The organism is Actinosynnema sp. NPDC049800 (assembly GCF_040656635.1).
Lineage (GTDB): Bacteria > Actinomycetota > Actinomycetes > Mycobacteriales > Pseudonocardiaceae > Actinosynnema.
In genome coordinates, this window is record NZ_JBFAMT010000044.1 from 36,305 (window position 1) to 59,588 (window position 23,284).

The 23,284-nt window shown below is 72.7% G+C and carries 20 protein-coding genes; 15 read left to right on the forward strand and 5 right to left on the reverse strand.

What is annotated here, in order from left to right; translation table 11 throughout:
• Window positions 1-335 precede the first annotated feature (335 nt).
• From AB0I91_RS33390 to AB0I91_RS33410, 5 genes are all read left to right on the forward strand, one after another.
• Window positions 336-3,953, forward strand: a complete 3,618-nt coding sequence (locus AB0I91_RS33390; protein ID WP_499614651.1) for a nitrate reductase subunit alpha — start codon at window positions 336-338, stop codon at window positions 3,951-3,953.
• Entirely contained in the window at window positions 3,953-5,602 is a 1,650-nt protein-coding gene (gene narH / locus AB0I91_RS33395) for a nitrate reductase subunit beta (protein ID WP_498777473.1), read from the forward strand. Before AB0I91_RS33390 ends, narH begins: the two co-directional genes overlap by 1 nt.
• Complete coding sequence (gene narJ, locus AB0I91_RS33400) at window positions 5,599-6,273, forward strand: nitrate reductase molybdenum cofactor assembly chaperone (protein WP_498777471.1); 675 nt, start codon at window positions 5,599-5,601, stop codon at window positions 6,271-6,273. Before narH ends, narJ begins: the two co-directional genes overlap by 4 nt.
• On the forward strand, window positions 6,270-6,995 hold the full coding sequence (gene narI, locus AB0I91_RS33405) for a respiratory nitrate reductase subunit gamma (protein WP_498777469.1): 726 nt from the start codon (window positions 6,270-6,272) through the stop codon (window positions 6,993-6,995). The genes narJ and narI overlap by 4 nt, the downstream gene beginning before the upstream one ends.
• Before the next feature lie 279 nt (window positions 6,996-7,274).
• Window positions 7,275-8,876 carry an ABC-F family ATP-binding cassette domain-containing protein gene (locus tag AB0I91_RS33410; protein ID WP_499640542.1) on the forward strand — a complete coding sequence of 534 codons (1,602 nt, stop codon included), beginning with the start codon at window positions 7,275-7,277 and terminating at the stop codon, window positions 8,874-8,876.
• Window positions 8,877-8,948: 72 nt separating this feature from the next.
• On the opposite strand, the gene AB0I91_RS33415 is transcribed toward AB0I91_RS33410, so the two are convergent.
• Complete coding sequence (locus AB0I91_RS33415; protein ID WP_499614594.1) at window positions 8,949-9,410, reverse strand: DoxX family protein; 462 nt, start codon at window positions 9,408-9,410, stop codon at window positions 8,949-8,951.
• Between the two features lie 123 nt (window positions 9,411-9,533).
• On the opposite strand from AB0I91_RS33415, the gene AB0I91_RS33420 reads away from it, so the two are divergent.
• The 3 genes from AB0I91_RS33420 to AB0I91_RS33430 all read left to right on the forward strand — a co-directional run bounded on the left by AB0I91_RS33420 (window position 9,534) and on the right by AB0I91_RS33430 (window position 11,445).
• Window positions 9,534-10,037: a universal stress protein gene (locus tag AB0I91_RS33420; protein ID WP_498777463.1), complete on the forward strand. Its 504-nt coding sequence runs from the start codon at window positions 9,534-9,536 to the stop codon at window positions 10,035-10,037.
• A 71-nt stretch (window positions 10,038-10,108) separates the two neighbouring features.
• A complete protein-coding gene (locus AB0I91_RS33425; protein ID WP_498777461.1) occupies window positions 10,109-10,462 on the forward strand; it encodes a GntR family transcriptional regulator in 354 nt (117 codons plus the stop codon).
• A complete protein-coding gene (locus AB0I91_RS33430) occupies window positions 10,459-11,445 on the forward strand; it encodes a hypothetical protein (RefSeq protein ID WP_498777459.1) in 987 nt (328 codons plus the stop codon). The genes AB0I91_RS33425 and AB0I91_RS33430 overlap by 4 nt, the downstream gene beginning before the upstream one ends.
• A 298-nt stretch (window positions 11,446-11,743) precedes the next feature.
• Here the strand turns inward: AB0I91_RS33430 and AB0I91_RS33435 are convergent, their stop codons facing one another.
• Genes AB0I91_RS33435 through AB0I91_RS33445 form a run of 3 tightly spaced genes read right to left on the reverse strand, consistent with a single transcriptional unit; the run spans window position 11,744 to window position 13,907 of the window.
• Window positions 11,744-12,400, reverse strand: coding sequence for an ESX secretion-associated protein EspG (locus AB0I91_RS33435; protein WP_499614590.1), 657 nt, complete (start codon window positions 12,398-12,400; stop codon window positions 11,744-11,746).
• Entirely contained in the window at window positions 12,400-13,602 is a 1,203-nt protein-coding gene (locus AB0I91_RS33440) for a WXG100 family type VII secretion target (RefSeq protein WP_499640544.1), read from the reverse strand. Before AB0I91_RS33440 ends, AB0I91_RS33435 begins: the two co-directional genes overlap by 1 nt.
• Complete coding sequence (locus AB0I91_RS33445) at window positions 13,602-13,907, reverse strand: hypothetical protein (RefSeq protein WP_498777453.1); 306 nt, start codon at window positions 13,905-13,907, stop codon at window positions 13,602-13,604. Before AB0I91_RS33445 ends, AB0I91_RS33440 begins: the two co-directional genes overlap by 1 nt.
• 132 nt (window positions 13,908-14,039) lie before the next feature.
• Between AB0I91_RS33445 and AB0I91_RS33450 the strand changes: the two genes are divergently transcribed.
• Window positions 14,040-14,795, forward strand: coding sequence for an FHA domain-containing protein (locus AB0I91_RS33450; protein ID WP_498777451.1), 756 nt, complete (start codon window positions 14,040-14,042; stop codon window positions 14,793-14,795).
• Between the two features lie 109 nt (window positions 14,796-14,904).
• Window positions 14,905-16,668 (forward strand): serine/threonine-protein kinase, encoded by a 1,764-nt coding sequence (locus AB0I91_RS33455; protein WP_499640545.1) that lies wholly within the window; start codon window positions 14,905-14,907, stop codon window positions 16,666-16,668.
• A 69-nt stretch (window positions 16,669-16,737) separates the two neighbouring features.
• Here AB0I91_RS33455 and AB0I91_RS33460 read toward each other — a convergent pair whose 3' ends face one another.
• Window positions 16,738-18,243, reverse strand: coding sequence for a chondroitinase-B domain-containing protein (locus AB0I91_RS33460; RefSeq protein WP_499640547.1), 1,506 nt, complete (start codon window positions 18,241-18,243; stop codon window positions 16,738-16,740).
• Between the two features lie 386 nt (window positions 18,244-18,629).
• On the opposite strand from AB0I91_RS33460, the gene AB0I91_RS33465 reads away from it, so the two are divergent.
• From AB0I91_RS33465 to AB0I91_RS33485, 5 genes are all read left to right on the forward strand, one after another.
• A complete protein-coding gene (locus tag AB0I91_RS33465) occupies window positions 18,630-18,908 on the forward strand; it encodes a hypothetical protein (protein WP_498777444.1) in 279 nt (92 codons plus the stop codon).
• A gap of 13 nt (window positions 18,909-18,921) precedes the next feature.
• The gene (locus tag AB0I91_RS33470) at window positions 18,922-20,718 is read left to right on the forward strand and encodes a S8 family serine peptidase (protein WP_498777442.1); all 1,797 of its coding nucleotides are present in this window, start codon (window positions 18,922-18,924) and stop codon (window positions 20,716-20,718) included.
• A gap of 91 nt (window positions 20,719-20,809) precedes the next feature.
• Window positions 20,810-21,205, forward strand: a complete 396-nt coding sequence (locus AB0I91_RS33475) for a hypothetical protein (RefSeq protein ID WP_499614575.1) — start codon at window positions 20,810-20,812, stop codon at window positions 21,203-21,205.
• Between the two features lie 182 nt (window positions 21,206-21,387).
• On the forward strand, window positions 21,388-22,098 hold the full coding sequence (locus AB0I91_RS33480; RefSeq protein ID WP_498777438.1) for a ThuA domain-containing protein: 711 nt from the start codon (window positions 21,388-21,390) through the stop codon (window positions 22,096-22,098).
• Entirely contained in the window at window positions 22,068-23,174 is a 1,107-nt protein-coding gene (locus AB0I91_RS33485; protein WP_499614572.1) for a Gfo/Idh/MocA family protein, read from the forward strand. The genes AB0I91_RS33480 and AB0I91_RS33485 overlap by 31 nt, the downstream gene beginning before the upstream one ends.
• Window positions 23,175-23,284 lie beyond the last annotated feature (110 nt).

Here is a 23,284-nt window from a genome sequence, read left to right on the forward strand (position 1 = left end):
GGCGACGCCCGTCACGCAGTGTGCCATCAGGACACCCGACGGCATATCGTCGCAGGTAACACTGCGTAAGTCGGTCCAGGTCCGGACGTGAGCCGCAGCACGGTCGTAAACGTGACGTTACGTCGTGCTCACCACCCGCGGCACGTTAAAGTGCGGATTCGAATCCTTTCTTGTAGGCACCCCTGCGGCCCCCTAAGGTGACCCAGCGAGGCCATTGACGGTGGCCGTCGATTTAGCGATTCACTATTACTTCGGAGGTGATCGCCGTGTCGAATTTCTCCGCCGGTAGCGTTCGTCCGGACGCCGCGGAGCCCGATTCCGAGCTCGGTGACTCGCTGCTGCGCCTGGCCAGGCACTTCCAGCGGGGCGAGACCTCCGCGGACGGGCGCACGTTGCACCAGATCGGTGGACGCGGCGCCGACGTCTTCTACCGGGACCGGTGGGCCCACGACAAGGTGGTGCGGTCCACCCACGGGGTGAACTGCACCGGCTCCTGCTCGTGGAAGGTCTACGTCAAGGACGGCGTGATCACCTGGGAGTCCCAGCAGACCGACTACCCCTCGATCGGGCCGGACAAGCCGGAGTACGAGCCGCGCGGCTGTCCGCGTGGCGCGTCCTTCTCCTGGTACACCTACTCCCCCGCCCGCGTGCGCTACCCGTACGTGCGCGGTGTGCTGCTGGAGTACTACCGCGAGGCCAAGGAACGGCTGAAGGACCCGGTGCTCGCCTGGGCCGACATCGTCGAGGACCCGGAGAAGTCCCGCAAGTACAAGGCCGCCCGCGGCATGGGCGGCTTCGTGCGCGCCGAGTGGTGGGAGGCCGCCGAGATGGTCGCCGCCGCGCACGTGCACACGATCAAGCGCTACGGCCCGGACCGGGTCGCGGGCTTCTCGCCGATCCCGGCGATGTCCATGGTCAGCCACGCGGCAGGCGCGCGGTTCGTCTCGCTGGTCGGCGGCTCGATGCTGAGCTTCTACGACTGGTACGCCGACCTGCCGGTGGCGAGCCCGCAGGTGTTCGGCGACCAGACCGACGTGCCGGAGTCGGCGGACTGGTTCGACGCCGGCTACCTGATCATGTGGGGCTCGAACGTCCCGGTCACCCGCACGCCCGACGCGCACTACATGACCGAGGCGCGCTACCGGGGCCAGAAGGTCGTCGTGGTGTCCCCCGACTACGCCGACAACACCAAGTTCGCCGACGAGTGGCTGCCCGCGCGCCCCGGCACCGACGCGGCGCTGGCCATGGCGATGGGGCACGTGATCCTGCGGGAGTTCTTCGTCGAGAAGAGCACCCCGTACTTCACCGACTACGTCAAGCGCTACACCGACCTGCCGTTCCTGGTGACCCTGACCGAGACCGACGACGGCCACGTGCCGGGGAAGTTCCTCACCGCCGCGGACCTCGGCGACACCGGCGAGGGCGCGGAGTCCAAGACGGTCCTGCTGGACGCGCGCGGCGAGCCCGTGGTGCCGCCGGGGTCGCTCGGGCACCGGTTCACCGACTCGGGCCAGGGCAACTGGAACCTCGACCTCGGCGACGTCGACCCGCTGCTGTCCGCGCGCGGCGGCGAGCCGGTCACCGTGGCGCTGCCGCGGTTCGACACCAGCGAGCCGGGCGTGCTGCGCCGGGGCGTGCCGACGCGGATCGTCGCGGGCCGCCGGGTGACCACGGTGTTCGACCTGCTGCTCGCCCAGTACGGCGTGCGCCGCGACGACCTGCCCGGCGAGTGGCCCACCGGCTACGACGACGCCACCCAGCCCTACACCCCCGCCTGGCAGGAAGCGATCACCGGCGTGCCCGCCGCCGCGGCCGAGCGGATCGGCCGGGAGTTCGCCGACAACGCCGAGCGCTCCAAGGGCCGGTCCATGATCCTCATGGGCGCGGGCACCAACCACTGGTTCCACTCCGACCAGATCTACCGCTCGTTCCTGGCGCTGACCATGCTCACCGGCTGCCAGGGCGTCAACGGCGGCGGGTGGGCGCACTACGTCGGCCAGGAGAAGTGCCGCCCGGTCACCGGGTGGTCCACCCTGGCGTTCGGGCTGGACTGGCAGCGCCCGCCCCGGCAGATGCAGGGCACGATCTTCTGGTACCTGGCCACCGACCAGTGGCGCTACGACCCGTTCACCTCGGACGTGATGTCCTCGCCGCTGGGCACCGGGCGCTTCGCCGGGCGCACCGCGGCCGACAACATCGCGCTCGCGTCACGGCTCGGGTGGATGCCGAGCTACCCGACGTTCAACCGCAACCCGCTGGACCTGGCCGACGAGGCGGAGCGGCTGGGCAAGCCCGCCGCGGACCACGTGGTGGACGGGCTCAAGTCCGGGCACCTGCGGTTCGCCTGCGAGGACCCGGACGCGCCGGAGAACTTCCCGCGCGTGCTCACCGTGTGGCGGGCGAACCTGCTCGGCTCGTCGGCCAAGGGCAACGAGTACTTCCTCAAGCACCTGCTCGGCACCGACACCAACCTGCGCGCCAAGGACTCCGACGGGGTGCGGCCGCAGGAGGTGACCTGGCGCGACGAGGCGCCGGTCGGCAAGCTGGACCTGCTGCTGTCGCTGGACTTCCGGATGACGTCGACGACGCTGTTCTCGGACGTGGTGCTGCCCGCGGCGACCTGGTACGAGAAGCACGACCTGTCCTCCACCGACATGCACCCCTACGTGCACGCCTTCTCGCCCGCGATCTCCCCGCCGTGGGAGACCAAGACCGACTTCGAGGCGTTCCACCGCATCGCCCGCGGGTTCTCCTGGCTGGCCGAGAAGCACCTGGGCAAGCGCAAGGACATCGTGGCGGTCGCGCTCACCCACGACACCGTCGACGCCACCGCGCAGCCCGGCGGGCAGGTGCTGGACTGGAAGAACGGCGAGTGCGAGCCGATCCCCGGCAAGACCATGCCACGGCTCGTGGTCGTGGAGCGGGACTACCCGGCGATCGGCGACAAGATGGCCGCCCTCGGACCGCTGGTCGAGAAGGTCGGGCTGACCACCAAGGGCGTCACCTACCACCCGGACGAAGAGGTCGAGTACCTCAAGGGCGCCAACGGCACGGTCCCGTCCGGCGTTGCGGCCGGTCGGCCGTCGCTGGCCAAGGACACCCACGCCGCGGAGGCGATCCTGGCGCTGTCCGGCACGACCAACGGCCGCCTGGCCACGGAGGGCTTCCGCGCCCTGGAACGCCGGACCGGCACCCCGCTGGCCGACCTGGCCGCGGAGAGCGAGGGCAAGCGGATCACCTTCCCGGACACCCAGGCCCGGCCGGTGCCGGTGATCACCTCGCCGGAGTGGTCGGGCAGCGAGACCGGCGGCCGGCGGTACTCCCCGTTCACGATCAACACCGAGCGGCTCAAGCCCTGGCACACCCTCACCGGGCGCCAGCACTTCTTCCTCGACCACGACTGGATGTTCGAGCTGGGCGAGCAGCTGCCGGTCTTCCGACCACCGCTGGACATGACGGCGCTGTTCGACGAGCCGGCCGTCGGCGCGCTGGACGGCGGGGTGACCGTGCGCTACCTGACCCCGCACTCGAAGTGGTCGATCCACTCGGCGTACCAGGACAACCTGCACATGCTCACGCTGTCGCGGGGCGGTCAGGCGATCTGGATGTCCGACCGGGACGCCGCGAAGATCGGCGTCGAGGACAACGACTGGATCGAGGCGGTCAACCGCAACGGGATCGTGGTCGCCCGCGCGATCGTGTCCCACCGGATGCCCGAGGGCACGGTGTTCATGTACCACGCGCAGGACAAGGCCGTCGGCGTGCCGCGGACCGAGGCGACCGGCAAGCGCGGCGGCATCCACAACGCGCTGACCCGGTTGATGATCAAGCCGTCGCACCTCATCGGCGGCTACGCCCAGCAGTCCTTCGCGCTCAACTACCACGGTCCCACGGGCAACCAGCGCGACGAGGTCACGACCATTCGCCGCCGCGGCCAGGAGGTGCAGTACTGATGCGCGTGATGGCACAGCTCGCCATGGTGATGAACCTGGACAAGTGCATCGGCTGCCACACGTGCAGCGTCACCTGCAAGCAGGCGTGGACCAATCGCGGCGGTGTGGAGTACGCGTGGTTCAACAACGTCGAGACGCGGCCCGGGCAGGGCTACCCGCGCCAGTACCAGGACCAGGACAAGTGGAAGGGCGGCTGGGCGCTCAACAAGCGCGGCAAGCTGACCCTGCGCACCGGCTCGCGGCTCAAGCGGCTGCTGAACATCTTCGCCAACCCGGACATGCCCACGGTGGCGGACTACTACGAGCCGTGGACCTACGACTACCAGAACCTGCTCTCCGCCCCGCCCTCGGACACCACGCCCACCGCCAAGCCGAAGTCGTCGATCACCGGCGAGGACACGAAGGTGACGTGGGGCGCCAACTGGGACGACGACCTGGGCGGCGGGCCGGCGCAGATCGGCAAGGACCCGTTGCTGGGCAAGCTCTCCGAGCAGGTCAAGCTCGAGTTCGAGCAGACGTTCATGTTCTACCTGCCCCGCATCTGCGAGCACTGCCTCAACCCGTCGTGCGCGGCGTCCTGCCCGTCCGGCGCGATCTACAAGCGCGCCGAGGACGGCATCGTGCTGGTGGACCAGGACAAGTGCCGCGGCTGGCGGCAGTGCGTCACGGGCTGCCCGTACAAGAAGATCTACTTCAACCACAAGACGGGCAAGGCGGAGAAGTGCACGTTCTGCTACCCGCGGGTCGAGGTGGGCATCCCGACGGTGTGCTCCGAGACGTGCGTCGGCAGGCTGCGCTACATCGGCGTGCTGCTCTACGACGCGGACAAGGTGGGTGAGGCGGCGTCGGTCAAGGACGACAAGGACCTCTACCCCGCGCAGCTCGACGTCTTCCTCAACCCGCACGACCCGCGGGTGGTCGCCGAGGCCGAGCGGGCGGGCATCTCCCCCGAGTGGATCGAGGCCGCGCAGAACTCGCCGGTCTACCGCCTGATCGTCGACTACCAACTGGCGCTGCCGCTGCACCCGGAGTACCGCACCATGCCGATGGTCTGGTACGTGCCGCCGCTGTCGCCGGTGGTCGACGTGCTGTCGGAGACCGGCCACGACGGCGAGGCCGTGGGCAACCTGTTCGGCGCCATCGACGCGTTGCGCATCCCGGTGGAGTACCTGGCCGAGCTGTTCACCGCCGGTGACGTGGGGCCGGTGCGGGCCTCGTTGCAGCGGTTGGCCGCGATGCGCGCGCACATGCGCAAGGTCAACCTCGGCGAGGACGTGGACGACTCGATCGCCGCGTCGGTGCGGCTCGCGCCCGGCGAGATCGAGTCGATGTACCGGCTGCTGGCCATCGCCAAGTACGAGGACCGCTACGTGATCCCCGCCGGCGCGGGGTCGGACGCGCACCGGCTGGAGGCCCTGACCACCGGGTGCAGCCTGGACGGCGACGGCGGTCCCGGCATGACCGCGTTCGAGGTGATGGCGGAGAAGTTCCAGCTGACCGACACCAACGGCGCGGCGCCGGCCGACAAGGCCAAGCGCATCAACCTGCTCGACTGGGACGGGGTCGACACCAAGGGCCTGTTCCCCGCCGGTGGCAACGGCAACGGCAACGGCGCCGCGACCGCGCACGAACCCGAGGCCATCGCATGAGCGTGCTGCGCAAGCGCGACAAGAAGGTCGCGGAGGCGCCGGACCGCGAGAGCCGGCTGGTGTGGCGGATCGCCGCGCTCCTGATCGACTACCCGGGCGAGGCGATGACGCGCCTGCTGCCCGACCTGCGCGCGGCGGCCGGGTCGCTGCCCGCGCCCGCCGGACCCGCGCTGGCGTCCTTCATCGACCACGCGGCGTCCTCGACGGGCAACGCGCTGGCGCAGCACTACGTCGAGACCTTCGACCTGCGCAAGCGCAACTGCCTGCACCTGTCGTACTACGCCTACGGCGACACCCGCAAGCGCGGCATGGCGCTGCTGCGGTTCAAGCACGCCTACCGCGCGGCCGGTGTCGAGCTGGGCGAGCACGAGCTGCCCGATCACCTCTCGGTCGTGCTCGAGTTCGCCGCGACCGCCGATCCCGCCGCCGGGCGGCGGCTGCTGGTGGAGCACCGCCCGGTGCTGGAGATGATCCGGCTGTCCCTGGCCGACGGCGGGTCGCCGTACCTGGCCGTGCTGGACGCGGTGTGCGCCACGCTGCCGGAGATCAGCGCCGCGGACCTCCGCAAGATCGCGACCCTGGCCGCGGAAGGGCCGCCAGAGGAGGACGTGGGGTTGGAGCCGTTCGCGATGGACCCCGCGCTGCACGCCGAAGCGGGAGGACGACGATGAGCACGTTGCTGTGGCTGGCCCTGCCGTACATCGCGCTGACCTCGTTCCTGGTCGGGCACGTCTGGCGGTACCGGCACGACCAGTTCGGCTGGACGACCCGGTCCTCGCAGATGCACGAGAGCAGGCTCCTGCGCATGGGCAGCCCGCTGTTCCACTTCGGGCTGCTCGCCGTGATCGGCGGCCACGTGCTGGGCCTGCTGGTCCCGAAGAGCTGGACCGAGTTCTTCGGGATCAGCGAGGGCATGTACCACCTCGTCTCGGTGACGGCCGGGACGCTGGCGGGCGTGGCCACCGTGGCGGGCCTGGCGATCCTGCTCTACCGCCGGTTCACGGTGTCCGCGGTGCGCCAGGCCACCACGCGGGGCGACAAGGTCATGTACGCGCTGCTCGCGGCGGCGATCGTGACCGGGATGTTCAACACCGTGGGCGAGAACCTGATCGGTGGCGGCTACGACTACCGGTCGTCGGTGTCCGTGTGGTTCCGAGGCCTGTTCACGTTCTCCGCGCGGCCGGAGCTGATGGCGGGCACGCCGCTCAGCTTCCAGGTGCACAACGTGACCGTGCTCGTGCTGCTGGGCATCTGGCCGTACACCCGCCTGGTGCACGTGTTCAGCGCGCCGCTCGGCTACCTCGTGCGGCCGTACGTCGTGTACCGCAGCCGTGACCCACAACGCCCCGACGCCAACCGCTACGCCCGCGCGTGGGGCGACCAGCACGAGTAGGAGCGGTCACCCGCACCGGCCGAGTCGGCCCACCTGCCTCGCGGTAGGTGGGGCCGACTCCGTCGTGCACCCCTCGTGAAACCCCGTCCGCGTGTCGGCAAGCCCACAGGCCCGCACGGCGAAATCCCGGTGCGGCGGGTCCGGGCCTTGACCTACCCTGGTCGACGTGATGCAGCAACTGCTCTTCCTCTGAGGGACGACGCCTCCACCGGTACCGCGGTTTCGCGCTACCGGGTCTCGTCCTTCCTGCTCATCACCTTCACCGGAGGCAGTCCTCCCATGTCATCCCAGCTCTCGCCCGCGCTCGTGCGCGCGGCGCACGTCCGCGCGTCCGACGTGCACCTCTCCTTCGGCGGACGGCCCGTGCTCGCCGGGGTCGACCTCGTCGCCGCCGCCGGTGACCGGGTCGCCGTGGTCGGCGAGAACGGCCGCGGCAAGACCTCCCTGCTCCGGGTGCTCGCCGGCGACCTGCCGGCCGATCGCGGCGACGTGCGCCGCGCGGGCTCGGTCGGCGTCGCCGACCAGCAGCTCCCGCTCGGACCCGCCGACACCGTCGGCGACCTGATCGACCTCGAACTGGCCGCCGTGCGCGGCGTCCTGGCCCGCCTGGAGCGCGCCACCGACGCGCTCGCCGACGGCCGTCCCGGCGCGGACGACGCCTACGCCGCCGCGCTCGCCGAGGCCGAGGCGCTCGACGCGTGGGATGCCGACCGGCGGGTCGAGGTCTCGCTGGCCGCGTTGGGCGCCGTGGACGACCGGACCCGACCGCTCGGCGCCCTGTCGGTCGGCCAGCGCCACCGCGTGCGGCTCGCGTGCCTGCTCGGCGCCGGGCACGCCGTGCTGCTGCTGGACGAGCCGACCAACCACCTGGACGCGGGCGGGCTCGACCACCTCACGGAACGGCTGCGCGCCCACCCCGGCGTCGTCGTGCTGGTCAGCCACGACCGGGCGCTGCTCGCCGACGTGGCCACGACGGTGGTCGACCTCGACCCGTCCAGCGACGGCCGGCCGCGGGTGTACGGCGGCGGCTACACCGCCTACCTCGACGCCCGCCGCGCCGAGCGGGCCCGGTGGGAGGCGCTGCACGCCGAGCAGGTCGCCGAGCGACAGCGCCTGGCCGACGACCTGTCCGCGGCGCAGAACCGGCTGCGCGACAACTGGCGGCCCGGCAAGGGGCACGGCAAGCACAGCCGCGCGACCCGCGCGCCCGGCCTCGTGCGGGCCGTGCACCGACGGCAGGAGGAGCTGAACGCGCACGTGGTCGAGGTCCCGCCGCCGCCGGCCAGGTTCGCCATGCCGGAGTTGCCCGAGCACGAAGGAGCGACCCTCCTGCGCGCGGACGCCGTCACCGTGGCCGGGAGGCTCGACCACCCGGTCGACCTGGCGTTGGACTCGGGCGACCGGCTGGTGGTCACCGGGCCCAACGGCGCGGGCAAGTCGACGTTGCTGTCCGTGCTGGCCGGAGCCCTGGAGCCGACCACGGGGACGGTCACCCGGGCCGCGGCGGCGCGAATCGGGCGGTTGGGCCAGGAGTCCGACCCGCACGGTCGGCGCACGGCCGCGGAGCTGTACGACGAACGGCTCGCGCGCTCGGGCGTGCCGGGGCCGGGTCTGGCCGAGTTGGGCCTGCTCGACGGCTACGACCGGCGTCGACCGGTGGACGAGCTGTCGGTCGGCGCGCGGCGGCGGCTCGACCTGGCGCTGGTGCTGGCGGCCCGTCCGCACGTGGTGCTGCTGGACGAGCCGACCAACCACCTCTCGGCCGCGCTGGTCGACGAGCTGACCGCCGCGCTCGGCGCCACCCCGGCCGCGGTGGTGATCGCGACGCACGACCGGCAGCTGTTGCGCGACACGGGATCGTGGCCACGACTGGCCGTGTGAGCGGTCGGAGGAGGACCGGTTCCGGCGGCGGGCGACCGTCGCCGGAACCGGTGACTCCACGACGCGGTGGTGTCAGGTGTCCGCGGCACGACGGCGCAGCACGGCGTCCAGCGACCAGCGGCCCGGTCCCACGACGAGCAGGAACGCCAAGCCGAGCAGCATCGCCCAGTCGGTGCGCGACTCGTGCGCCAGGTCCCAGAGACCGTCCGCCTTGGGTTTGTCGGCCGAGCCGCCCCAGAGGATGGGCACCTTCGTCAACGCCAGCGCCAGCACCATGTTCACCAGCATCGGCAACGCGGCCAGGCGGGTGAGCAGACCGACCAGCAACAACGCTCCGCAGGCCGTTTCCGCGACGGCGGACAGCGGGCCGAAGAACTCCGGCGCCGGGATCCCGATCGTCGCGAACCGCCCGGCGGCCTGCTCGTCCGGGTACCGGAACTTGCCGATGCCCTCGGACAGGAACACCGCGCCGACCGCCAGCCGGATCAGGATCACCGCGGCGGGCCCGTCCGCCTTCAGCCATGCGGTCTTCACGCGCGTTCACCCCCACGCGATCCGTGCGACGTCGGATCACGGTAGCGCACGGTGCCGTGCCGCCGGGAGGTTCCGCGACGGCTCCGGGCTGCGATCGCGGGCGGCCGGCGCGATCGTGGTGTGGTGAGTGCGAAGGACCCCGACGAACGCCGGCTGACGCTGCCCGCCGTCCGTTCCGACGAGCGCGGCGCGGCGCCGGTGCTGGTGGTCGGCTTCGACGGTCGAGCGGCGAGCCTGGCCGCGTTGCGCACGGCGGCGGACCTCGCGCGTCGCCTGGGCGCGGACCTGCACGTGGTGCACGGCGTGGACGTGCGCGACTACCCGGTCGACCCCGACGTCGCGGTCGAGGTCTGGGAGGGCCACGCGCGCGAGGCGCTCGAACACCTGCACGTCCAGGTCCGCGCGGCGCTGGCCGACCACCCCGGGAACTGGACCTACCACGCGTCGGACGGCGACCCGGTGCGGCTGCTGGTGACCGTGGCCGAGGAGCAGGACGCCCTGATGGTCGTGGTGGGGACGCACCGGCACCGGTCGCTGAGCCGGGTGATGCGCCGCTCGGTCAGCCACCACCTGCCCAAGGCCGCCCACCGGCCCGTGCTGCTGGTCGCCGACCCCGCCGATCGCTGACCTGCGCCGTCCTGCCGGGATGGACGTGGAGCCGGTTGACGAATCACGACTTGTTCTATAAGAATTAGAACATGCTCTTCCGGGTCGACCCCACCAGCAGCACCCCGCTGGGAGACCAGATCGCGGCCTGCGTGCGAAACGCCCTGATCAGCGCCACCCTGAGCCCGGGCGAGCGGCTGCCGCCCGCCCGGGAGCTCGCGTCCTCGCTCGGGGTGAACATGCACACCGTGCTGCGGGCCTACGCGACCCTCCGGGACGAAGGGCTGATCGAACTGCGACGAGGGCGCGGCGCGGTCGTCACCTCGGCCGCGACCGAGGAGCGGGCACGGCTGGCCGACGCGGTGCGGGAGGTCGCGGCGGCGGCCCGGCGGATCGGCATGGACGCCGACGAGGTCGTCGTCCTGATCAGGAAGGCGTTCACATGAGCCAGGTGCTGCGGTGGCTGACCGGCCTCGTCCTCTTGCCCGGCGCGGTGCTGGGCACCACCGCCTTGCTGGTGTCGGGCTGGGTCGGCAGACTGCCGGAACGGATTCCCAACAAGGGCGGGGGCGGGCGGCCGGTGCTCAGCACGCTGGCCACCGAGCCCTTGATCACCGTCGGGCTGGGTGCGATCGCCGGGCTGTGGCTGCTGGGCGTGGTGGTGTTCTTCCTGGCCAGGCTGCTGCCCGCGCCGGCCGTGCACTGGGCGCGCGCCGTGACGCAGCTCGTGGTGGCGGTGCTGGTCACCGCGTTGTGCGGCGCCCTGGTCCTCGTCCTGGTCCCGGCCTTGGACGCGCGCGGCCCCGAGGACGTGGGGACGCCGCCGGTGCCCCTCGCGGTCGGGCTGCCGGTGGCGGTGCTGGTGGTCGGCGCGCTCGCCTTCGCGGTGGCCGGGCGGCGTTCCTCGGGACTGCCCCTGGCCGGTTCGCCACCCGCGGACGTCGTCCGGATCCCGTTGGCCGACGGGGAGCGGGTGTTGTGGAGCGAGCAGCGCGTGCTGCGCTTCGTGGTCTGGGCCGCCGCCGCGCAGGCGCTGATCGGGGTGGTCATGGTGGTGGTGTTCGGGCTGTGGCTGGGTGTCGAGTTCGCGCCGGTCGGCCTGGTCGCCGTGCTCACCGCCGCGGTGACGCTGGCGGGCAGCCGGTACCGGCTGGCGGTGGACGAGCACGCGGTGCGCGTGGCCATCGGGCTGTTCCGGCGCGAGTTCCCCCTGACGGCCGTCGAGCACGCCACGAGTTCCCCGCTGTCCACCGACGACTGGCTGGTGGCCGGCGTGCTCCACGGCTACGGCACCATGATGGCCCCCGCCCCGGGACCGGCCGTGCGACTGGTGTTCGCCGACGGCAGCAGGTTCACCGTCGGCAGCGAGGACGCCGACACCCTGGCCGCCCTGATCAACGGCCTGCGTCACCGCCGGCACCCGGCCTAGCCTCGACTTCGCCACCCGATCGTGTGACATCGGCGAACGGGCCGTTCGCGGAAAGGCCACGGCCGCAGGCCTTCCGTCCCGCCGGGATCGACGCTCTGCACGCGAGGTGGTCGTCGAGCCGGAGGCCGGGCGCCGTCGCGCGGCGGGCGGCCGGGATCGCCCGCGCGCACCCAGGCCGTCCGCGGCTCGCGGACTTCCAGCCCGTGTCACCCGGCGGGCCGGGGTGGGACCGGCCCGGACGAGGTGGACGACTCGCCGGCGGCTCGGCGTCCGCCGGCCCGCTGCGTCGCGGTCCCGGTCAGTCGCCGATCCGGCGGAGCCACTCCCTGATGATCGGCCGTGTCGCGGGCGTGGCGTGCACCCAGCCCTGGCCGCGGGCGTCGGTGTAGCGGACGACCAGCCAGCGGCCGTCCGGGCAGTCGAGCGTGGTGATGAACGACTCCGAGCGCCGGCGTCGCCCGTACCGGTCGCGGGTGGCCGCGAAGAGCTTCGCGACGCCGGCGCGCGGGCGCTGCATCAGCTCGACCAGCGGCCGTGACGTCGACGCCTCCTCGGCGCGGGCGTTGATCGACGAACCCCGGCCGGCCCGCAGCTCCGGCAGGCACGACACCAGCCGGTCCGACGGGTCGCCGCGCAGCGCGTCGATCCGCACGTGACCGTTGTCCCGCAACGCGAAGACGCCGTGCCGCCCGGCCGTGGCGACGACGACCGGCAGGGTGACCTCGCGGTTGAACGCGATCCAGCCGAAGCACTCGAAGTCCGCGAACGCGAGCAGCCGCAACGCCTCCAGCGCTTCGTCGACCCGCACGCCGTCGCGGTACAGCGCCTGCTCGACCTCCAGGGTGTTGGCCTCGGCGGGCGGCACGTGCAGCACGGTGTGGTGCTCGCCGATGTCGTCGTGGTGCCACAGCACGTCGAACTCCGCGTCGGACAGGACCACCGGTTCGCGCAGCATCAGTCCTCCCCGATCACGGGCGTCACGCTGTCGGGCATCGGGCCGACGAGCGCGTCCGCGTCCTCCTCGATGTACACGGTGCGCTGGTGCTCCCGGTCGTCTTCCTCGCGCGTGTACGGGGCGTGCGGCGCGAAGCCGCCCATCCCCGCCATCCCGACCTTGCCGGCCGCGCCGCGGGCGCCGGCCCCCGCGGGGACGTTGGGCGGCGGCGTCCTGCCGAGCACGCCGGAGCGGTCGCCCGCGTCGAGGGCGCCGCGCTGTCCCCTGGTGCCGGTGGGGTCGGCGATGCCGATCCCGCCCGGGAGCACCGGAGCGCCACCGGCCAGGTGGTCGCCCTTCGGGAGGTTCGACGTGTGCGCGGTGTCGTGGGCGGACGGCGGGCGTGACGCGATCGGCACGCCGCCCGGCACACCGGCGGACCAGTCGGCGACCGCCGTCCGGTCACCCGGCGGCAACGGCGCGGTGGGCCGCTGGACGGTGGGCGCCCGACCGCCGAGGTCCGCGTCGCCACCGCCGGCCTCGCTGGCCGACGTCCGGCCGCCACCGCCACCGCCCACCGAGGGCGGCGCGGAGGTCCGGTCACCGCCGGCTGCTCCCGCCGACGACGGCGACGTGCCGCCCGCGTCGCCGACCTGTGGAGGTGCGGAGGTCGCCGACCGCACAGTGGGGCCGCCCGCGGCCTGCACGGCGGTGTCCGCACCCGCGCCGCCCGCGGCCTGGGGCGTCTGCGGCAGCATCGCCTGGTTCTGGCCCGTCGCCGTGGCGTACTCGGCGTAGACGCGGCGGTTGTTCGCGTCGGCCTTGAACCACTCCTTGCGCGCGAGCTCGTTGTCGGTGTCCCACGGCGTGATCTCGTCGAAGAGGGTCAGCTCCGGCGGGTGCTCCGTCGCCATCGGCATCACCACCTGCCGGAGCCGGCTGTAGCTCTGCGCCTGGGTCCGCAACGAGGCGTCGGCCTGGTGCAGCGTCTCCTGCGCGCGCTGGAGGGCCTCCTCGATCGGCCGCACGGCCTGCGCCGCCCGGTCCGACGCCTTGCCCTGCCAGGTGGTCTGCATCTCGGAGGTGAGCCGGCGCAGTTCGTCGCCGAGGGCCTGGATGCGGGTGCCCGCGTCCTTCGACACGTCCGCCGCCTGGTTCAGCCCATCGGGGCCCGCGCCCTGGGACACCATCTGGTAGATCTGGTAGCCGTTGAGTTCCGCCATCACCCGGTCACCGCCCAGCGTCCTTCGTTGCCCTGTTCGGTCTTCGCGTACTGCTCGACCGAGGCCTTCAGCTCCTCGATCCGCGCCTGCAGGTCCCGCTCGATCGCCGAGACCGAGTCGAGGTGCGCCTGGCCCGCCTGGCAGGCGGCGGTGATGAAGGAGGTGGTCGCCGGGTCCTCCATCGGGGGTGGGATCTGCGCGAGCAACCGGCTCTGCCGGTTGGTCGCGGTCAGCTCGTCACGCACCTTGCCGTGCCTGCCGACCACTGCGTGGAGGGTGTCGATGGTCACTTCGAAATCGCCCATGAGCGCAGCGTGGCGAACGCGGTCGGGGACCCCTCCCCATCGGTCGCGGCGGACGGCGAGGTGTCCCTCCCGTGGTCGGGAGGGGTCCCGGGGCGTTGCGGGGACACTGCGCGGCAACAGGAGGAGGCCGGCATGAACAGCGAGAGCCTGGCGCGCGACGTGCCGCGCGCCGCGCCGGGAGCCGTCGTCGCCCTGGCGCTGAGCGGGAAGATCAGCGTCAGCCCGGTCGAGGGGCGCCGGGTGCGGTTCGGCCGCAACCGGCCGGACGTCGACCTGTGCGTCGGCGAGACCGACCCGCGGGTCAGCCGCCTGCACGGCCTCCTGACCCGGCACGCCGGCCGGTGGTGGGTCACCAACACCGGGCGGCTGCCCATCCGCCTGCCCAAGACCCGGTGGCTGTTCCGCGACGAGGACCCGGTGCCGCTGGCCGACGGCTACACGCCGCTGTTCATCCGCGGCTCCCACGACCGCGAGCACCTGCTCGAGCTGTACGTCGCGGGCGAGGACGGCAGCCACCCGGCGACCCGCCACGCCGCCGTGACCCAGCCGCCCAAGCGGTGGCGGCTCACGCCGGACGAGCACCTGCTGCTGGTCGTGCTGGGGCAGCGCTACCTGCTGCACGAGGCCAACCCGCAGCCGGTGTCGCGTCAGCACGTCGCCCAGGTCCTCGACGAGCTCCAGCCGGACGCCGGGTGGAGCGTCAAGCGGGTCGAGCACATGGTCGCCGACGTCCGGGCCAGGCTGTCCGCGGCGGGTGTGCACGGCCTGCTGCGCGAGGAGGTCGGCGAGCCGGTCGGCAACGCGCTCAACGACAACCTGCTGCGCGAGCTCGTCCTGTCGACCACGCTCGTGCCGCCGGACCTGGCGGTGCTGGACTCCCTGTCCTGACGTCCGGTGGCCGCCTTTCGGGTGAAAGTCCGGCCTGACGGCCGGTTCACCCGCGTCGGCCGGACGAAGCTCATGACGGCGTCCCAACGTGGTCCCTACACTACGCACCGTGCGCACGGGGGATGTGGTCGGCGGGCGGTACGAGCTGGAGGACGCCCGCGGCTCCGGATCCGGTGGTGTCGTCTGGGGCGCGTTCGACCGGAAGCTGAAGCGGCGGGTGGCGCTCAAGCGCCCCCACGCGGCGGCGGACCGGACCGATCGGACCCGGTTCCGCCGGGAGGCCGAGACCGCCGCGCAGGTGCAGCACCCGAACGCCGTCTCGATCTTCGACACCGTCGACGCCGACGACTGCTGGCTCGTCATGGAGTACCTGCCGGCGGAAAGCCTCGACAAGACGCTGGCGAAGGGTCCGCTGCCGCCCGAGCGGGTGGCGCGGATCGGTGTGCAGATCGCGGGCGCGCTGGCCGCCGTGCACGCGAAGAACATCGTGCACCGCGACGTGAAGCCGGGCAACGTCCTGGTCACCGACGACGACCTGGCCAAGCTGACCGACTTCGGCATCTCCATCTGGCGCGACGTGACCCGCACCGACGACGGCAGGGTCACCGGCACGCCCGCGTACACCTCGCCCGAGGTGGCAGGCGGCCACCCCGCGAGCCGGGCCTCGGACGTCTTCTCCCTCGGCGCCACGCTGTTCGCCGCGGTCGAGGGCACGCCGCCGTTCGGCAACGGCGAGCCGCACGAGGTGCTGAAGCGCGCGCGGCGCGGCGAGACGCTGCCGATGCGCCAGGCGGGTCCGCTCGCCCCGCTGCTGGCGGAGATGCTGCGACCGCGGCCCGACCAGAGACCTACCGCCGACGAGGTCCGATTACGGCTCAAGGACGTCGTCGGCGACTGGGAGCCGCCACCGGCGCCGGTCGAACGCCCGATCCGGGCCGCGGCACGGCGCCGTCCGTCGCTCCGGGCCGTCGCCGGGCTCGCGTTCGTCCTGGCGCTCAGCGCGATCGTGTTCACCTGGCAGTACCAGGCGCCGGCGGCGCAGCAGCCGCCCGCGGCCGGCGGTCTCGTCGGCGACGAGCGCTCCGCCGACCCCTGCGCGTTGATGGACGAGGAGGCGCTGCGCCGGTTCGGCCCGACGCTGCTGTTCACCACCTACGGCAACTTCAACCGCTGCGACGTGGTGGTCGACATCGGCGCGAAGGCGTCGGTGGACGTCGAGGTCCAGCTCATCACGCGCGCGTCGCGCACGGTCCAGGGGAAGCCGTTCGAGGTCCTCGAAGGCCCCTTGCGGAGCGGCGAGTGCGACCGCACCGTGGTGGTGGACGACGTCTACGCCGTCCGGGTGGCGGCGAAGCTGCCGAACCCGCCGCTGGACCTCTGCGTCGTGGCCCGGGTCGCGACGGACACCGTGCTGGAGGTGCTCCGGAGCGGTCCGATCCCCCGGCGGACCACCCCGTTCCCCGTCGGCTCGCTCGCCCACGCCGACGCCTGTCGGGTGCTGGACGACGAGACGCTCACCGAGGTGGCCGCGGTCGACGCCGACACGGCCGTGAACGTGTTCGGGAACTGGGCGTGCAAGTGGTTCAGCACGGTCGGCGGACCAGGCATCAACCTGCGCTTCGACCAGCACCCGGCGCAGAAGCTGATCGAGGGCGAACTGGTCGATCTCGGCGGTCAGCCCGGGTACGTCAAGGTGGACGCCGATGCGAGCACGAGCTGCACCGTCAGGGTTCCCCACCAGCCGCCGGACGTGCCGCAGCCGGCGCACATCGGCGTGGTGGTGCTGACCGTGACGGGTGACCGGGCGGGCGCCGAGTACTGCGCCCGCGCCATGCGCCTGGCGGAGGTGGCCGCCGCGAGGCTGCCCTCCTGACCGCGCCGGGGTCGACGGGCCGGACCGCACCCGCCGACCCCGGTGTCGAACGTCGTCGTGCGGGCCGCCCTACCGGGCGTGCGGGCCGACGTCCCACGCGCGGAGCGGTCCTCGGACGACCGCGGCGGTCGACCTCTCGTCCGCGCCGACGTCGGTGACCCCGACCCGCGGCTGGCCGTCCATGTCGTCGGTGACGAACGCGTGGCCGCCCGTGCCGGCGTCGATCGCCGGGCTGCCCGCGCCGATGCGGTGCACGGGTCCTTCGCGCCGCAGCAGCGGGTCGACCGGGCGGATCGCCTCGGCGGGCGCGCTGACACCGACGGTCGCGGTTCCGGTCGCCCATGCGACGTTCCCGGCGTAGGTCAGGTTCACGGGCGTCTTGAGCTCGTTGAACAGCTTGCCCCGCGCCCCGGTCACGATGTTGTCGGCGATGGTGGAGTCGACCGGGGGGAACGTGTAGTTGGCGCCGATCTCGATGTTCGACGTGTTGTCCACGAAGGTGTTGTTCACGACGACCGCCCGGTAGACGCGCCAGTGCGCGTTCAACGCGCCCGAGGTGTCCACGTCGCCGCCGTCGAGCTGGAGCGCGGCGTCGTAGCCGGATCCGGTCAGACCCTCGAAGTGGTTGTTGTAGACCTTGTGGTCCTCGCCGTAGAGCCGGATCCCGCCGGTTCCCTCCTTGCCCTCGCCGAGGAAGAAGTTGCAGTGCAGGGAGCCGCGGTTGCCGTGGCGGTGCGACAACGTACCCTGCGAGGACCGGAAGGTGTTGTAGCGCACGGTGTTGTCGTTGCTCTTCACGGAGATGATCTCCGGGTCGCCGTCGCAGTCCTCGAACAGGTTGGACTCGACCACGGTGAACCCGCTGGAGCGGGAGATCGTGCTCCGGCCGACCCGGATGGCCTCCATCTCGTTGACCGCGCGCGGGCCGATGTCGCGGAAGTGGTTGTGGTCGATGCGGTCGTGCCGCGACTGCTCGGTCTCCGAGCCCTCGATGGTGATGAAGTTGCCCAGTTGGCGCTTCTGCTCGAACAGGTTGTGGTCGATCCGGTTGTGGTGGCTGTTCTCGCCGTCGACGAGCACCCAGTTCGTCTTCGCGTCCTCGGTGAGCCGGAAGTGGTTGCGGGTCAACCGCACGTGGTGGGAGCCGGTGATCCGCAAGGTCGAGCGGTTGGTCCACCGGAAGCCCTCGAAGGTCACGTGCGAGGAGCCCGCCACCTCCAGCTGCCCGTCGTCCACCACCGCCCCGCCGCGGTGGGCGGCCACGACGGTGATGGGCTTGGCCGCGGTGCCGTGCTTGCCGGTCATCGCGCCGATCGAGTACCGGCCGTCGGCGACCACGATCCGGTCACCGGCGCGGGCGTCGGCGAGGGCGTCGCGCAGTCGGGTCGAGTCCGTGACGTGGACGACGCGGTCGACGCCGTGGTCGCCGTCGACCGCGTCGGGCGGCATGTTCCCGGCGTCCGAGGCGCCGGCGATCGGCAGCGGCGAGGCCGCCCCCGACGTGCTGGGCCGCGACACGGCGGAGACGCCCGCCACGAGCAGCACCGCCAGGAGCACACCAACAGTCCGTGACATCGGGATCCTCGCTCTTGACCGGGGAAACGACATCCGAACAGCATGTCCGACCACCTCCGGGACCAGTCCCGACGACCGCGACCCGGCACGGTCACGCGTCGGCACGGGATCGGGTGGCCGGGGCACGCTGATCACGCGGTGGTCCCGCGGCCCCCGTGGTCGAGGTCGTGCAGTCGGCGTTCGACGCGGGCGGTGTCGGTGGCGCGTCCCTGGTCGCGGTAGACGGTCAGCGCCTCCTGCCAGGCCGCGCGGGCCTCGGCGGGTTCTCCTGGCGCCGCATGGGACGGGCCGCGGTGCCACCACCATCGCCCATTCGGGTGCTAACGCCCGCTCCGAACGGCCGATACCACCGGTAGAGGTGCACGCGGGGAGGTAGCGTCGCCGACGTGGAGCCCAGGCGCGGGGTCGTCACCCCGGAACTGGAGCGGTGGAGCCGGGACGCCGAGGACGGCGACCGGCGGACCGCCCTGGTTCGGCTGCGCGGCGGAGCGGAGGTCGGGCAGGCGACCGAACGGCTGACGTCGCTCGGCATGGAGGTCACCAGCACCGGTCCCGGCTCCGTCATCGGCACCGTCTCACCCCCCGCGCTGCGCCGGATCGCTCAGGAGACCTGGGTGCTCGCCGTCGAAGGGCCCCGAACCCTCAGGTCGCTGCGGCACGACTGAAGGGGTGGGGGCAGTGGAACCCAGACGTGACACGGTTCTGGACGCGCGGTTGCGCAGGGCGGCGGCGTTCGCGGACCTTGACCTGCCGCCGGGTGCGAGCATCGGGGCACGAGCGCTCGCCGTGGGAGGACGGGCCACCGACCCGCGCCGGACGACGGTGAAGCTGCTGGTCCGGTCTGCGGAGTCGAAGGTGGTCGAGGGCTGGCTGGCGAAGGTGGGCGGCCACGTGGTGTCCGCGCCGCCGGACCCGGCCTCGTCCGGCCAGGTGGTGGTGCTGGCGGTCGTCCCGGTCGCCGCGCTGTCCTCACTGGACGGACAGCCCTGGCTGCTGCGCGCCGAGGCGCCGAAGGAGATGTTCACCCGCATGGACCGGGCGCGCGGCCCGGTGACCGGCGTGGACGCGCTCCAGGCCGCGCACGGCGACCTCACCGGCGCCGGTGTGCTGGTGGCGGTGGTGGACACCGGGATCGACTGGGCGCACCCGGACTTCCGCCACGACGACGGCACCACCCGCCTGGAGCGGTTCGTGCACGCCCACGTCCGCGAGGGCTCGGACGAGTCCACGTTCGCCGTGTTCGACGCGACCGCGATCAACAAGGCGCTCAACGGCGGTCCGCCCATCCCGACCGGCGACCCGGGCGGCCACGGCACGCACTGCGCGTCCATCGCGGCCGGCAACGGGCGCGGCACGTCCGACCGCAGGTTCCGCGGCGTGGCGCCCAAGGCGTCGCTGATGGGCGTGCGCGCCGAACCGCTGCTGGACGTGCACGTCATCGAGGGCATCCGCCAGGCGTTCGACCTGGCCGGCGACCGCCCGGCGGTGGTGAGCCTGAGCCTGGGCGGCCACTTCGGCGCCCACGACGGCACGTCCGCGATCGAGAACGAGATCGCGCGCGCCACCGGGCCGGGCCGGATCGTGGTCGCGGCGGCCGGCAACGAGGGCGACGACGGCGTGCACGCCCAAGGCCGCCTGGTCGTCGGCGAGGAGCTGTCGTTCACCGTGCGGGTGCCCGACACCGGCCTGGTGTTCTGCGACGTGTGGATCCCGCGCGGCGACCAGGTGGACGTGTTCGTGGAAACGCCCAGCGGGACCAGGTTCGAGCCCAACACCGGCGAGACGTCCACCCCGGACGGCGTCTTCGTCGCGGACTTCGTGGAGAACCCGGTCAACCACGAGCAGAACCTGACCTTCCTGATGATCGACGGCACGGTCGACGAGCGCTGGACCATCCGCATCACACCGCTCTCCGTGGCGCACGGTGAGGTCCACGCGTGGGCCGGCTCGGTGGACGGCGGTCGGCTGATGTTCCCCGGCGCGCCCTTGGAGGGCTACTCGATCGGCATGCCCGCGACCGAGGAGCGGGTGGTCGCGGTGGGTTCCCTCACGTCCCGCAACAAGTTCGAGGGGCCGCAGGGCGACTCGACCCTGCCGGGCCTCGTGGTGGACACCCTGTCGTCGTTCTCCAGCCAGGGGCCCACGCGCATCGGCGTGCAGAAGCCGGACGTCGTCGCGCCCGGCCAGGTCGTGACGGCGGCCTTGTCGGCGGGCTCGGAGATGGCCACGTCGCCCCGGTTGGCGGCGCGGCGGCACCCGTCGGGCAAGTACGTCACCATCCAGGGCACCAGCATGGCGACGCCCTTCGTCGCCGGCGTCGTGGCCCTGATGCTGCAACGGGAACCGAGGTTGACGCCGGAGGAAGTCCAGCAGCGCCTGCGCATCACGGCCCGGCGGGACGCCACGACGGGTCCGGTCTGGAACCCGCGCTACGGCTGGGGGAAGCTGGACGCCGAGGCCCTCTTCCGCCCCTGACCCACACCTCCCGGCGACGTGCGAGCACCGCGGTCGACCCATCGCCCCGGCGATCGACTAAACTCATCGCACGTTGAATTGGGAGGGTGCCATGAACTTCGCCAGGCTGCTCGTCGCCCACGGCATCGTCACGCTGGCCGCCGGGATCGTCCTGGTCGTCGCGCCCGCCGCCATCCCGGCCGCGGTCGACGTCCGGGTGCCCGGCGACGCGTTCCTGGTCCCGTACCTGCTGGGCGCGGCGGAGGTCGCGATCGCGGTCCTCTCGTTCGGCGCCAGTCGGCTCACCGACACCCGGGCGCTGCGCCTGGTCGCCGTCACCTTGATCGTGTTCCACCTGACGACGGCGGCCGTCGAGGCGTACGCGTTCTTCCAGGACCGGGCCGCCGCAGGGGTGTGGGTCAACGTCGGCGTGCGCCTGGCCGTGTCGGCGCTCCTCGCCGTCCAGTCGCCGCCGGTTGTGGCGGGAACTCGCCACGTGGTCGGGTAGTGCCTGGTCAGGGCCCCGGTAGCCGGCGCACGACGTCGTGCCGGACCGCCCTGCGCGCAGCCTGGTGTCGACATCCGGGTGGGGATCACGGATACGATCAAGTCAGGTGGGCCGAGTCCGGTGCCGACCCGTCGCCGCCGCGGACCTCGGCGGCGTCGAAGAGCGGTTTCCCGGGGGTGGGCGTGAGACAGCCGAAGGCGCTCGTGGTCCGTGGCGGGTGGGAGGGCCACCGGCCGGTCGAGGCGACCGGGTTGTTCATCCCGTTCCTGGAGCGCGAGGGCTACGCCGTGCGGGTCGAGGAGTCGACCGGGGTGTACGCCGACGCCGCCGGGATGGCCGACACCGACCTGGTCGTGCAGTGCGTGACGATGTCGCAGATCACCGGCGAGGAGGTGGCCGGGCTGCGGGCGGCGGTCGAGGCGGGCACCGGTTTCACCGGCTGGCACGGTGGCATCGCGGACTCGTTCCGCGCCTCGTCGGACTACCTGCACCTGGTGGGCGGCCAGTTCGCGACGCACCCCGGCAAGCCGCCGGCCGAGCGCGTGGGCGGGCAGGAGGACAACTACCTGCCGCACACCGTCGCCATCACCGCCCTCGGCCGCGAGCACCCGATCACCGCGGGCATCGAGGACTTCGAGCTGGTCACCGAGCAGTACTGGGTGCTGCACGACGACCTGATCGACGTGCTGGCCACCACGACCCACCCCGCGCCGGCGTGGCAGCCGTGGCACCGGCCGGTCACCTGTCCGGCGATCTGGACCCGCCGGTGGGGCGCCGGGCGGATCGTGGTGACGACCCCGGGGCACAGCCTGGACGTGTTGGAGCACCCCGACGTCCGCACCGTCATCGAGAGGGGGATGCTGTGGGCGACCCGCACCGCGTCGGCATCGTAGGTCTCGGGGTCATCTCCCGCGCGTACCTGGACACGCTCGCCACCCACCCCGCCGTGCGCATCACCGCGGTCGCCGACCTCGACGCCGAACGGTCGGCCGCGGTCGCCGCCGGGCTGCCGGGCGCCGAGGCGGTGGGCGTCGAGGACCTGCTCGACGGGTCGGACGTCGACACCGTGCTCAACCTCACCACACCCGCGGCCCACGCCGGGATCGCGCTGCGCGCCATCGACGCGGGCAAGAACGTGTTCGGCGAGAAGCCCCTCGCCGTGACGTTCGCGGACGGCCGGACGATCATCGACCGCGCCGCCGCGGCCGGTGTCCGGGTGGGCTGCGCGCCGGACACCGTTCTCGGCACGGGCACGCAGACCGCGCGTGCGGCGATCGACCGCGGGCTCATCGGCCGCCCGCTGTCCGCGTCGGCCGTGATGGTCACGCCGGGGCACGAGCGCTGGCACCCCAACCCCGACTTCTACTACACCGCGGGCGGCGGTCCCCTGCTGGACATGGGTCCGTACTACATCGCCGCGCTGGTCCACCTGCTCGGCCCGGTGCGCGCGGTGATCGGCGCGGCGGGCCGCCTGCGCGACGAGCGCGTCATCGGGTCCGGACCGCGGACGGGTCAGCGGATCCCGGTCGAGGTCGCCAGCCACGTCTCCGGCGTGCTCGAACACGTCGGCGGCGCGCTCTCCACCATCACGACGAGCTTCGACGGCGTGGCCACCACCGCCGTGCCGATCGAGGTGCACGGCGAGACCGGCACCCTCGCGGTGCCGGACCCCAACCACTTCGACGGCGAGACCCGGCTCTTCGCGCTGGGCGGCACCGAGTGGCGGGCACTGCCCCCGAGCGCGGGCTACGCCGGGGCCGGCCGCGGCATCGGCCTGCTCGACCTCGTGACGGCCGGTGGACAACGACTCCCGCGCGCGGGTGGGGACCTCGCCTTGCACGTGCTCGAAACCATGACCGCCGTGCTGCGCGCGGCGGAAGAAGGACGGCGGATCGAGCTGACGACCACGGTCGAGCGACCGGCACCGGTCCCGCTCACGCCCGCGGCGGAGTGGTCCGCCAACCGCTGACGCGGGCGAACCCGGCTGCGAACCGCTCCCGCGCCGGGTGCGATGCGGTTGCCGGCACCGGTATCGCGGCGCGCCCGGCGGGTCGCCGGGTCCGTTGTGGTCGGACGGGT

Coding starts and splice junctions, on each gene's coding strand:
- narH (WP_498777473.1), top strand. CDS start 3,953: ATGCGCGTGATGGCACAGCTCGCCATGGTGATGAACCTGGACAAGTGC.
- narJ (WP_498777471.1), top strand. CDS start 5,599: ATGAGCGTGCTGCGCAAGCGCGACAAGAAGGTCGCGGAGGCGCCGGAC.
- narI (WP_498777469.1), top strand. CDS start 6,270: ATGAGCACGTTGCTGTGGCTGGCCCTGCCGTACATCGCGCTGACCTCG.
- AB0I91_RS33410 (WP_499640542.1), top strand. CDS start 7,275: ATGTCATCCCAGCTCTCGCCCGCGCTCGTGCGCGCGGCGCACGTCCGC.
- AB0I91_RS33425 (WP_498777461.1), top strand. CDS start 10,109: ATGCTCTTCCGGGTCGACCCCACCAGCAGCACCCCGCTGGGAGACCAG.
- AB0I91_RS33430 (WP_498777459.1), top strand. CDS start 10,459: ATGAGCCAGGTGCTGCGGTGGCTGACCGGCCTCGTCCTCTTGCCCGGC.
- AB0I91_RS33435 (WP_499614590.1), bottom strand. CDS start 12,400: ATGCTGCGCGAACCGGTGGTCCTGTCCGACGCGGAGTTCGACGTGCTG.
- AB0I91_RS33440 (WP_499640544.1), bottom strand. CDS start 13,602: ATGGCGGAACTCAACGGCTACCAGATCTACCAGATGGTGTCCCAGGGC.
- AB0I91_RS33445 (WP_498777453.1), bottom strand. CDS start 13,907: ATGGGCGATTTCGAAGTGACCATCGACACCCTCCACGCAGTGGTCGGC.
- AB0I91_RS33450 (WP_498777451.1), top strand. CDS start 14,040: ATGAACAGCGAGAGCCTGGCGCGCGACGTGCCGCGCGCCGCGCCGGGA.
- AB0I91_RS33460 (WP_499640547.1), bottom strand. CDS start 18,243: ATGTCACGGACTGTTGGTGTGCTCCTGGCGGTGCTGCTCGTGGCGGGC.
- AB0I91_RS33475 (WP_499614575.1), top strand. CDS start 20,810: ATGAACTTCGCCAGGCTGCTCGTCGCCCACGGCATCGTCACGCTGGCC.